We start from the raw sequence: 9,640 nt of genomic DNA, 5'->3' as shown, positions 1-9,640 counted from the left end.
GAGGTGGCGATCGCTCGCCCCGCATCAGGACCCGCAACATAAGGTGAAACGGTCCAGTAGTGCATCTTGTCACTTTATTTTTGAAGATTTCGATGCACAAGGTGGAATGCCAATTGCCACATATGGAGACGGGGAGTCCACTACAACCTCACGCGAAGCCGCGAAGGTCGCGAAGGTGACATTGGATTTTAGGGTTTAAGATGGCAAAGGGCAGTAGGTATAATTTGGGATCTGATTGGCGCAGATTGGGGGAATGATCTCAAATATAGTGTATTATATTGCAAAATGGACGTCAAACCATCGATATCAGTGAACATAAATAGGGGACGATTGTCGAATGATTGGAGATGGATACCACGACCCCAAAGGGCAAGACCCGGCGGAGAGACCGCCGGAGCGGGGTGGTGACCCCCCTCACTCTTCGCTCCCGCCGTAGACTACCTGCCCGAAACTGATGCACCCGTCCCCGAGCGGGTACTCCCGGTTCATAACAGCCTCAAGCCCGGCGGCGCGAACCTCACCGATGATCGTCTCCCGGATCGCCCGATTATACGCCACCCCGCCCGAGAGCGCCACCCGGGGGATCCCCAGCTCATCAGCCGCCCGGATGGCCATCGCGGCGACACCTCTTGCCAGGTTATACTGGATCGATGCCGCGACGTCCCCGGTCCGCTCCCCGGCGGCCGACCGCCGGTATGCCTCCGCAAGGATCGACCGCGTCGAGAGGACCTCGCAACCCCCGTCGCGCCGGAACTCAAGGTCCCAGGCCGACGCCCTCCCGGCATACGCTGCCGACTCAAGTTTCATCGCCGGCTCACCGTCGTATGTCCGCTCCCGGCAGATCCCGAGGAGCGCCGCGGCGGCGTCCAGCACCCGGCCGGTGCTCGATGTCCCGGTGACGTTGAGCCCCCGCTCCACCTGCCGGGAGAGGACGCCGAGTTCGATATCGCTCCATCCCCGTGATGCGAGCATATCCCGGACTCCGGCCGTCGGCAGGATCCCGTAGAGCATCCTCTCAGGATACCGGGTCGCGAGATCCCCGCCCGGCATCGGGACGACCTCCAGGTGGGCGACCCGGTCGAGGTGGGGGACCTGCCCGGCAAAGACCTCCCCGCCCCAGACCGTACCGTCGTCGCCGTAGCCCACCCCGTCGATCGCGATCCCGACGCACTCCTCCCTGGTCGCGGCCGCGATGTGCGCCCGGTGGTGCTGGACCGCGAGGAGTTCCGCCCCGACCGCCTCGGCAACCTCTCTCGCATACCGGGTCGAGAGGAACTGCGGGTGGAGGTCGTGGACGACCCGGTCGTAGCGGGCGCCGACGAGCCCTCCGAGCCTCTCCACCGTCTCCTGCAGGTAGGCGAGGGTCCGGGGGTTCCTGACGTTCCCGACGTGGGGCGAGGTGATGCAGAACCCTCCCCGGTAGATAGAGATGTTCGCGTTCAGTTCCGGGCCGACGCCGAGGATAGACCGGTCCCCAAGATCGACCGCCGACCGCTTCGGGGCAAGACCCCGCGAGAGCCTGATGATATACCCGTCTCGCACGACCGAGTCGTCGCACCGGTTGACGATCCGGCGGTCGTGGGTGAGGACGTAGTCCACCATTCCCGAGAGCCGGTCGAGGGCGCCGGAGATATCAGTGATCATCGGGTAGCCGGGCAGGTTTGCGCTCGTCATGATCAGGAGCCGGTGGGCGAGGTCTGCGAAGAGGAGGTGGTGCAGCCCCGAGTAGGGGAGCATGCACCCGATGGTGTGGAGCCCGGATATTGCCTGATGCGAGAGAGGATCACGCTTTTCGAGCACCACGATCGGCCGGGCCCGGGAGTGGAGGATCCGCCGGTCTTCGTCAGAGACCACCGCGATCCGCTCCACCTCATCCGGGGTCGTCATCACCGCGAGAGGCTGCTCGCTCCGGCCGAGGCGGTGTTTCAGGACGCCGGCCGCCTCCTCGACACAGGCGATATGAAACCCTCCGATCCCCCGGATGGCGACGATCGAGCCTGCATCAAGGAGGGCCGCCGTCTCCCTGACCGGATCCTCCACCGCAACCGGCGTCCCGTCGGCCCGGAGCAGGGAGAGACGCGGCCCGCAGGCGGCACAGGCGATCGTCTGGGCGTGGTGGCGCCGGCACGACGGGTCGGTGTACTCGCTCCCGCAGGCATCACACATCGGGAACGCCTCCATGGACGTGCGTTCCCGGTCGTAGGGGATGGCGTTGATGATACTGTACCGCGGACCGCAGTTGACGCAGGAGGTGGCCCAGTAGCCCTCGTAGCGCCCGCCCGGCGTGAAGATATCGGTGATGCAGTCATCGCAGGTAGCAACATCGGCCGGGATGAACCCGGAGAGGCTCCCGGAGCCGCTCTCGAGGATGATAAAGGTGTCGGGAGGATCGCCGCGCATATCCCTGACAATGACGGAATCTATCCGGGATAACGGCGTTCCCCGGGAAACAGCTTCCAGGAATTCCTCGAAGCGATCCCCGAACGCATGGATCTCAACCTCGCTTCCGAGGTTTTTGACGGTCCCGGTGATCCCGAATTCCCGCGCCTTAGCATAGACAAAGGGGCGAAACCCGACGCCCTGGACGATGCCCCGGATGATGATAGTGCCGCGTGTACGCATCGAAAAATCAGCAAAAATTTATGGAGTTATACAACGATATAATGATAGGGTATCGCATTGACGGGACATATTAAAATTCTTAATGATCCGGTGGACCTGGTTCCTCTTCTTATTACGTTCAATAACGCAGGTTATAAAAGGATCTATGAAGTCTTAAACAAGACCTGGATGACCGAGGAGGAACTCGGGACATACGCCGACGCCTCAACGGTGGCCGAGTGTCTCTCTATCCTCAAAAAGGGAAACCTGATCGAAGAACAGTGGCGGATGCCCAAGCCCGGGCAGAAGCCGACGAAGGAGTACCGGACGACATACAGTAGGTTCAGGGCCAGTTTTCAGTGTTCCATGGGCGATATCGGGGACCTGCTGCACATCGCCGTCTCCAACGACGAAGGTCTCCGGAGTATTGTGGATTCGATCGAACAGGAGATTGCGGCGGGAACCTCCTCGATCGGTGATATATCCAGAAAATACGGGGTCAGCCCGACCTTCATCAAGGGGCTGGCCAAACGAATCCCGAGCCTCGATGTAAAAGGACAGGGAATGGTGTTGCTTGACCAATCTCGCTGAAGACCCGCTCTATGTGATCCTGCGCAGCAAACGTGAGTCCACCAGGTTCCAGATCCTGGTGGAGATCGCCGAGCACCAGCCATCCATCCGCCAGCAGGAGATCGCGGAAAAACTCGGCGTGACGCCGCAGGCCGTCTCCGAATACATCAGGGAGATGGTGGATGACGGGCTGGTCACCGCTCACGGCCGGGGCAGGTACGAGGTGACGAAGAGCGGGATCGAGTGGGTCCTGCGGCACGCCGAGGTGCTCGAGTCCTATGCCCGGCACATCACCCGGGACGTCATCCAGCAGGTGGCGGTCTGGACAGCCATTGCCCGGAACGAACTCAAGAAAGGGGATACGGTCGGCGTCTTCATGCAGGACGGGTGGCTCTACGCGACGAAAGAGCAGCAGAGCGCTATGGGCCAGGCGACCATGGATGCCCGGCCCGGTGAGGATGTCGGTGTCGCCCACCTAAACGGCATCATCGACCACGAGGAGGGGGCTATCCATGTCTGCAAGGTGCCCCGGATCGAGCGGGGCGGGTCCAGGCAGGTCCGCACCGATCTCCTCCGGGCCGCCATCAGGGACGCGGATATGGTGGCCTCTGTGGGCCTTGAGTCATACGTGGCTCTCAAGAAAGCGGGTATCGAGCCAGATATGTTCTTCGGCTCCCGTGAGGGGGTCATCGAGGCGGCGTTCCACGGCCGGCAGTGCGCAATACTTATTGTTGATGAGGAGTTTACCGATTTCCTCAAACGACTGGAGACGGTAGGGCTCACCTACATAATCCACGATATCGCACCATGAAGGTCATCGTCCAGCCCCAGAAAGGCACGTATAAACTGTTATTTGTCGAAGAAGGCCGTGTCAGGGGGTCAGGGTTCGTCAACCTGACGGCGACCCCGAAGGGCCAGCGGCCGAAGAACTTCAAGGTTCGGAGGCGGGGCAAACAGCTCAAGCCGACGCCGACGCGGGACCTGATCACACTGCTGCGCCGGTCTTCGGTGCACCTTGCGGGGGAGAGCCCGGAGTTTGAGTCGTTCCTCGCCGATCTCCAGATCCCCGCATCACCGATCGATATCTGCCGGTTCTGCCAGCTTGAGGACCGCTTCACGCCCGTCGATAAGGCAACCGGCGTCCGCTACGGTGGGGAGTGGATCTGCCTGGAGTGCGCAAAGCGCGAGATGCGCCACGAACTCGGGTACATGGGGAGGTTCGGGGGTTCGGTGCTCGTGCACCTCGAAAAACTCCTCATGCAGGTCAGGGATCTCGACCGGGTGCTCGCGTCGGTGGGGCCTGATAAGATCGACCGGTCGCGGACCCTCTTTGACCGGCTGGAGGCGCACGAGGTCCAGAAGACGGCCCATATCACCGATCTGGCGCTGCCCCCCGCGTTTGCGAAGGCTTCCGGGGTCGAGTACCTGATGCCGGTCCAGCAGCTTGCGGTCCAGGACGGGCTGCTTGAGGGGCAGCACCTCCTGGTCGTCTCAGCCACCGCGAGCGGCAAGACCTTCATCGGGGAGATGGCAGGGATGAAGAACTTCCTCGAAGGCCGGGGAAGGATGCTCTTCCTGGTCCCGCTGGTCGCGCTTGCCAACCAGAAGTACCAGCGGTTCCGCGACCGTTACGGCCACCTGATGCGGGTCACCCTGCAGACCGGGGTGAGCCGTCTCAACCTCCCCGAGACCCGCCCGGCCGGGGAGCGGGATATCAACGCACCCGTCGTGGTGGGGACCTACGAGGGGATCGACCACGCGCTGCGCACCGGGCGGTCCCTGAAGGATATCGGGACCGTCGTCATCGACGAGGTCCAGATGCTCGAGGACCCCGACCGGGGTCACCGTCTCGACGGGCTGATAGCACGGCTCAAGCACGTCGCCCCCGACGCCCAGTTCCTCTACCTCTCCGCCACCATCGGGCTTCCCGGGCTGCTTGCTGAGAAACTCCGGGCGAACCTGGTCCGCTACGCAGCCCGGCCCGTTGCCCTGGAGCGCCACCTCATCTTCGTCGAGCGGGCGAAGAAGATCGGGTTCATCAAGCAGATGGTCGCCGAGGAGTACAAGATCAAGTCATCGAAGGGCTACCGGGGGCAGACGATCGTCTTCACCAACTCCCGGGCACGGTGCCATGTCATCGCAGACGCCCTCGGGAAGAAGGCCGCACCCTACCATGCGGGGCTGACCTCCCAGGAGCGCCGGGACGTGGAGCGGCGATTTGCGAACGGAGAACTCGCAGCCGTCGTGACCACGGCGGCACTTGCCGCCGGCGTCGACTTCCCGGCGTCCCAGGTGGTCTTTGATGCTCTTGCGATGGGGATCGAGTGGCTCACCGTCCAGGAGTTCCACCAGATGATGGGCCGGGCGGGCCGGCCGGACTTCCATGACCTCGGCCGGGTGGTGATCATGGCTGAGCCCGGCGGGTCGTACTCCCGGACGTCGCGGAAGACCGAGGACGAGGTCGCCGTCGGCCTCCTGCGGGGGGAGATGGAGGAGGTCGCCCCCGAGTACGATATGGAGCAGAGTTCGGAGGAGTTCGTGGCGAACGCCGTTGTCTGCGGCGGCGACGAGCAGCAGATCATCCGCATGAACCGGGCGATGGTCGGGACCCTGGAGCCGGCGCTCCCGACACTCCTCGATTACAACCTGGTCAGGCGGCGGGCAGGAAGGGTCGAACTCACCGATATGGCACGGGTGATGGCCGAGCATTTCATCGGCGTCGAGCGCCTGATCGAGATCAAGGACCTGGTCAGGCGGATGGACGACGCGGCCGAGATCGTCGCCGAACTCGAGTGCGCCGTAGAAGAGGCGCCGTAGAGGGTGCTCCTGATAGTCATTCTTCGGAATGCTATGAACTAGAGGCGGCGGCTTGTGCGGGGATGGGGCGAGCCCCCTCCCTTGCCCCCACCCCCAGGGCGATGCCCACCACGGTCCCCTGCCCGGGCTCGCCCGGGGAATAGGTCGCTTTCCTGCGTACAGCCTCTCGCTCTGCCCCATGAACACTCCCCACCCCTTCGCGATCTTCCGCGTGATCCGCGCCAGAACCCGCAAAATAAGATAAAATGATCCACTAGTGGAGCATTGCAGCTAAAATTTCACACCACTTCGCGAACTTCCGCGGCTTCGCGTGAGGTGGTGATCACTTCCACGCACCAGCCTCCTCAAAAATAAGATGAAATAATCACTACTGGTCCATTGCATCTAATATTTCCACGCGATTGTCGCCACACCCTTCGCGGCTTCGCGCGAGAGACTGCAGTGCCTCTGTATACCGCAACCTCACGCGAAGGACGCGAAGCCGCGAAGGGGACTATATCGTCCAACAACTCCACTTCGCGTCCTTCGCGCTCAACGCGGGAGGTGGCGATCTGCACCCAGGACCGCAAGATAAGATGAAATGGCCTACTAGTGGAGCATTTCACCTTACCTTGAGGGTGTGTGGGAGTGATCGCCGGTCTCACGCGAAGGCGCGAAGAGCGCGAAGGGGACCATGTCGTCCAGCAACCGAACTTCGCGTCCTTCGCGCCTTCGCGTGACGCAACAATCACATGGAAATATTAGGTGCAATAGTCCACTAGCCGCACGCAGTAATCATTGAGCCCGCCCAGGGACTCCCCTCACCGGTACCGCTCCAGGTACTCCCGCACCTTCTCAGACTCCACCCACCCGTCGTCGAGCTGTCGGAGGATCTCTTTGATCTGCGTGACCTGCTCCTTGATCTTCTCCGCCCGTTCATCGTCGATGAGGTCGGCCATCCCCTGGATGACCTGCAGGGGGTTTCTGATGTGGTCGGTGAGGACAGCGAACTGCTCGATGTTCCTCTCGATCTGCCGGTATGCCTCCATCCAGTCCTGCTCTATCCTCTCCCGCTCCCTGATCTGCCACTTAAGATTCTCGTTTGCTATCTGGAGTTCACCGGTCCTCTGTGTGACCAGTTCTTCCAGGTGGTAGCGGTAGTTCATGAGTTCCTTCTCGGCCTGCCGCCGCTCCGTCACGTCCCGGGCAATGATGAGGACTGCCGGGGTGCCCTTAAGGCTGATCTGGTGAATGGTCGCCTCGGCGGGGATCCGCTCGCCCTGCCGCGGGATCAGGTCGGCGCTGTGGAGGCGGCGGTCATCCCGTGCAAAGTTGCTCCTGATGAGGATGACCGCCTGCGGAGGAAGCGTGAGCAGTTCTTCCCGGGTATAGCCGAGACTCCGGCAGGCGAGCGCGTTCGCATCAAGTATCCTGTAGGGCGTGCCTTCCCTCCCGACCGCACAGACGAGCAGGAAATCGTTGCCGCTCTCAAAGAGGTGATGGTAGCGGTCCCTGCTCTCCATAAGTCTCTGCCGGGACCGCTCCAGTTCGTCGAAGACCTGGTTGATCTCCCCGGCGAATTGCGAGATCGGGTCGGTCCCGGTCGCGGGGAGGCGGGTCGGGACTCCGCTGCCGGCCCTCGCGGCCTTGATACCAACACTCATGCCTGCGATACGGGCGGCCACGTCCCGCTCCTTGAGCCAGATGCCGAGCAGCCCGAGAGCGACACCAGCGATGAAGAGTTTAACGAGCAGGACGGCGAGGGGGCCTGCAACCTCCTCGGGGAGAGCAACTGCCAGAACGACCGGGACGCGGCTATGAAGCACACAGATGCCCGCGAGGTGGTCCGGCGGAGACGTGAGGGCGTGGTTGCTGAGGTCCATGACATTCTACCGTGTCGCCTGTGCCGGGCAGATACCCTGCAGAGGTCAGCCCGTTTCTCAGGCGCGCGCCAGCATACCACAAGATAGCAAAACCAATATATAAATGTATCGTATGTGGAGGATGGTTTTACGGTCACCGGGCGATATTTCGGCCCGGGAGGAGAACGGCGTTGGGCATCAGGGGGCGGCGGCCCGGGCGCTCCCCTGCATCATCGCGGCAAAGACCACGGTCCCAAGCAGGCTTATCGCCCCGCCCACGTAGAAGACCGCCTCGATGCCGATGAAGTCCATGAACGCACCCCCGATCAGCGGTGCGATGATCATCCCGACGCCGAAGACCGTGTTGTAGGCGCCCATCGAGGTCCCCATACCGATGGTCCGGCCCGCATCGACCGTCAGGGCCATGATCGACGGCTGCTGGATGGCACCTCCGACGCCGATGAGGGAGGTTATCGTGAGCAGGGGCCAGAACGAGCCCGAGAGCGGGATAGCGGCGAGCGCTATCGCTGCTATGGCTGATCCCGTGACAATCAGGGCGACCTTGTTCCCGGTGTCGGTGAGCCTCCCGATCGGCACCTGGAGGAGTGCCATCAGGAAGGTGTTGACCGAGAGGACGACGCCCACCTCGGCGGGGCTGATCGCGATCAGCGGGGCAAAGACCGGGATGAAGACCATCATGCCCCCGCGGCCGAGAGCGCTGATGAAACTAAAGACCATGACCCCCCGCATGACCGGCAGCCTGAAGACCTCCCGCATCGGAGCGGGATCATCGACCGGGTTCCTGAATGAACCGGGTTTTGCCTCCGGAAGAGAGATCGCGACAAGGATCGTTGCGAACGCCGAGAGGCCGGCCATGACGTAGAAGACCGACGGCATCCCGAAGGCGTCGTTGAGGAACCCGCCGAGCAGCGGCCCCACCCCCATCCCGAGGAACATCGATATGGAGAAGTTCCCCATGTGGCTCCCCTCCTTCCCTTTCTCGGAGAGGTCTGCGATGTAGGCCATGGCTATCGGGACAACCATGGCTGATGCGATCCCGTGGGCGAAGCGGACGGCCGTGAGCGAGTAGACGCTGCCGGCGATGAGGTAGGCAAGCGAGAGGGCCGCGTAGGCGAACATCCCGATGAGGATGATCCACTTCCTCCCCTGCCGGTCAGATATCCGGCCGATGATCGGCATGAAGATCGACCGGGAGAGCGCGAAGGCTGAGAAGATGATGCCGAGCCATATGCCGGTCGCACCCAGGTTCTCCGCATAGATCGGGAGGAGCGGGCTGACGACACCAAGACCGAGCATGGTGGCAAAGACTGAGATGAATAAGACGTTGTAGATGCGCTTCGCGGTATCCATGAATAGTACACCGTTTTGAAAGAGAGATTCGGTAAAATATGTTGAATATATTTTGATTTATATATTGGCCCGATTGTAGGCTAAAATCATGCCCGCCGCGCGACGCAGCACCATCGGTCGTAGATGGGGTCACGCCGGTTCTCAAAGACCCGGGCATCCCGCCCCTGCCCGGTGCACCACCCCTCCACTAGGGCCGCCTCGGGCTCGGTCCCGACGGTGATCAGGGCCTCATCGGTGAGGGCGAGCAGTTCTGTGACGATCGGCTCCCAGAGGTCTGCGTTGTAGGAGTAGATCTCCCCGGCCATGAAGATGGCCCCGAGGGGCGCCGGCGTAATGTAGCGGGACGCCTCCCGTGCGTCGATGCACATCGTATCGGCGGGCGCGAGGCGGCCCCGGGAGAGCCCGAGCGCGAGGAGCGCCGGGTCGTTGTCGTAGGCGAG

General features: G+C 62.5%; 6 protein-coding genes and 1 pseudogene. 3 read left to right on the top strand and 4 right to left on the bottom strand.

All coding sequences use genetic code 11. The annotated features are described in order from the left end of the window. Nucleotides 1-414: 414 nt before the first annotated feature. Nucleotides 415-2,622 carry a carbamoyltransferase HypF gene (hypF, locus tag BP858_RS00255; protein ID WP_286878520.1) on the bottom strand — a complete coding sequence of 736 codons (2,208 nt, stop codon included), beginning with the start codon at nt 2,620-2,622 and terminating at the stop codon, nt 415-417. 57 nt (nt 2,623-2,679) lie between these two features. Between hypF and BP858_RS00250 the strand changes: the two genes are divergently transcribed. The 3 genes from BP858_RS00250 to BP858_RS00240 are packed head-to-tail and all read left to right on the top strand — an operon-like array spanning nt 2,680 to nt 5,988. Continuing rightward, complete coding sequence (locus tag BP858_RS00250) at nt 2,680-3,192, top strand: ArsR family transcriptional regulator (protein WP_281767393.1); 513 nt, start codon at nt 2,680-2,682, stop codon at nt 3,190-3,192. Then, nucleotides 3,176-3,982, top strand: coding sequence for a winged helix-turn-helix transcriptional regulator (locus BP858_RS00245; RefSeq protein WP_014866258.1), 807 nt, complete (start codon nt 3,176-3,178; stop codon nt 3,980-3,982). The genes BP858_RS00250 and BP858_RS00245 overlap by 17 nt, the downstream gene beginning before the upstream one ends. Further along, nucleotides 3,979-5,988 (top strand): DEAD/DEAH box helicase, encoded by a 2,010-nt coding sequence (locus tag BP858_RS00240; RefSeq protein WP_286878519.1) that lies wholly within the window; start codon nt 3,979-3,981, stop codon nt 5,986-5,988. The genes BP858_RS00245 and BP858_RS00240 overlap by 4 nt, the downstream gene beginning before the upstream one ends. An 800-nt stretch (nt 5,989-6,788) precedes the next feature. On the opposite strand, the gene BP858_RS00235 is transcribed toward BP858_RS00240, so the two are convergent. The 3 genes and pseudogenes from BP858_RS00235 to BP858_RS00225 form a co-directional block, all read right to left on the bottom strand. Further along, a complete protein-coding gene (locus BP858_RS00235; RefSeq protein ID WP_286878518.1) occupies nt 6,789-7,850 on the bottom strand; it encodes a PAS domain S-box protein in 1,062 nt (353 codons plus the stop codon). A gap of 177 nt (nt 7,851-8,027) precedes the next feature. After that, complete coding sequence (locus tag BP858_RS00230; protein WP_062261563.1) at nt 8,028-9,200, bottom strand: MFS transporter; 1,173 nt, start codon at nt 9,198-9,200, stop codon at nt 8,028-8,030. Nucleotides 9,201-9,286: 86 nt separating this feature from the next. Then, a pseudogene (locus BP858_RS00225) lies at nt 9,287-9,640 on the bottom strand (hypothetical protein); the annotation flags it as partial.

It is taken from the genome of Methanoculleus sp. UBA413 (genome assembly GCF_002502935.1).
GTDB classification, from domain to species: domain Archaea; phylum Halobacteriota; class Methanomicrobia; order Methanomicrobiales; family Methanoculleaceae; genus Methanoculleus; species Methanoculleus bourgensis.
Note: the sequence above shows the minus strand (reverse complement) of the source record. Positions and strands in the feature narration are given on the sequence as shown.

Bases quoted from the DNA above. Each gene is read 5' to 3' on its own strand.
- hypF (WP_286878520.1), bottom strand. From the start codon at position 2,622: ATGCGTACACGCGGCACTATCATCATCCGGGGCATCGTCCAGGGCGTC.
- BP858_RS00240 (WP_286878519.1), top strand. From the start codon at position 3,979: ATGAAGGTCATCGTCCAGCCCCAGAAAGGCACGTATAAACTGTTATTT.
- BP858_RS00235 (WP_286878518.1), bottom strand. From the start codon at position 7,850: ATGGACCTCAGCAACCACGCCCTCACGTCTCCGCCGGACCACCTCGCG.
- BP858_RS00230 (WP_062261563.1), bottom strand. From the start codon at position 9,200: ATGGATACCGCGAAGCGCATCTACAACGTCTTATTCATCTCAGTCTTT.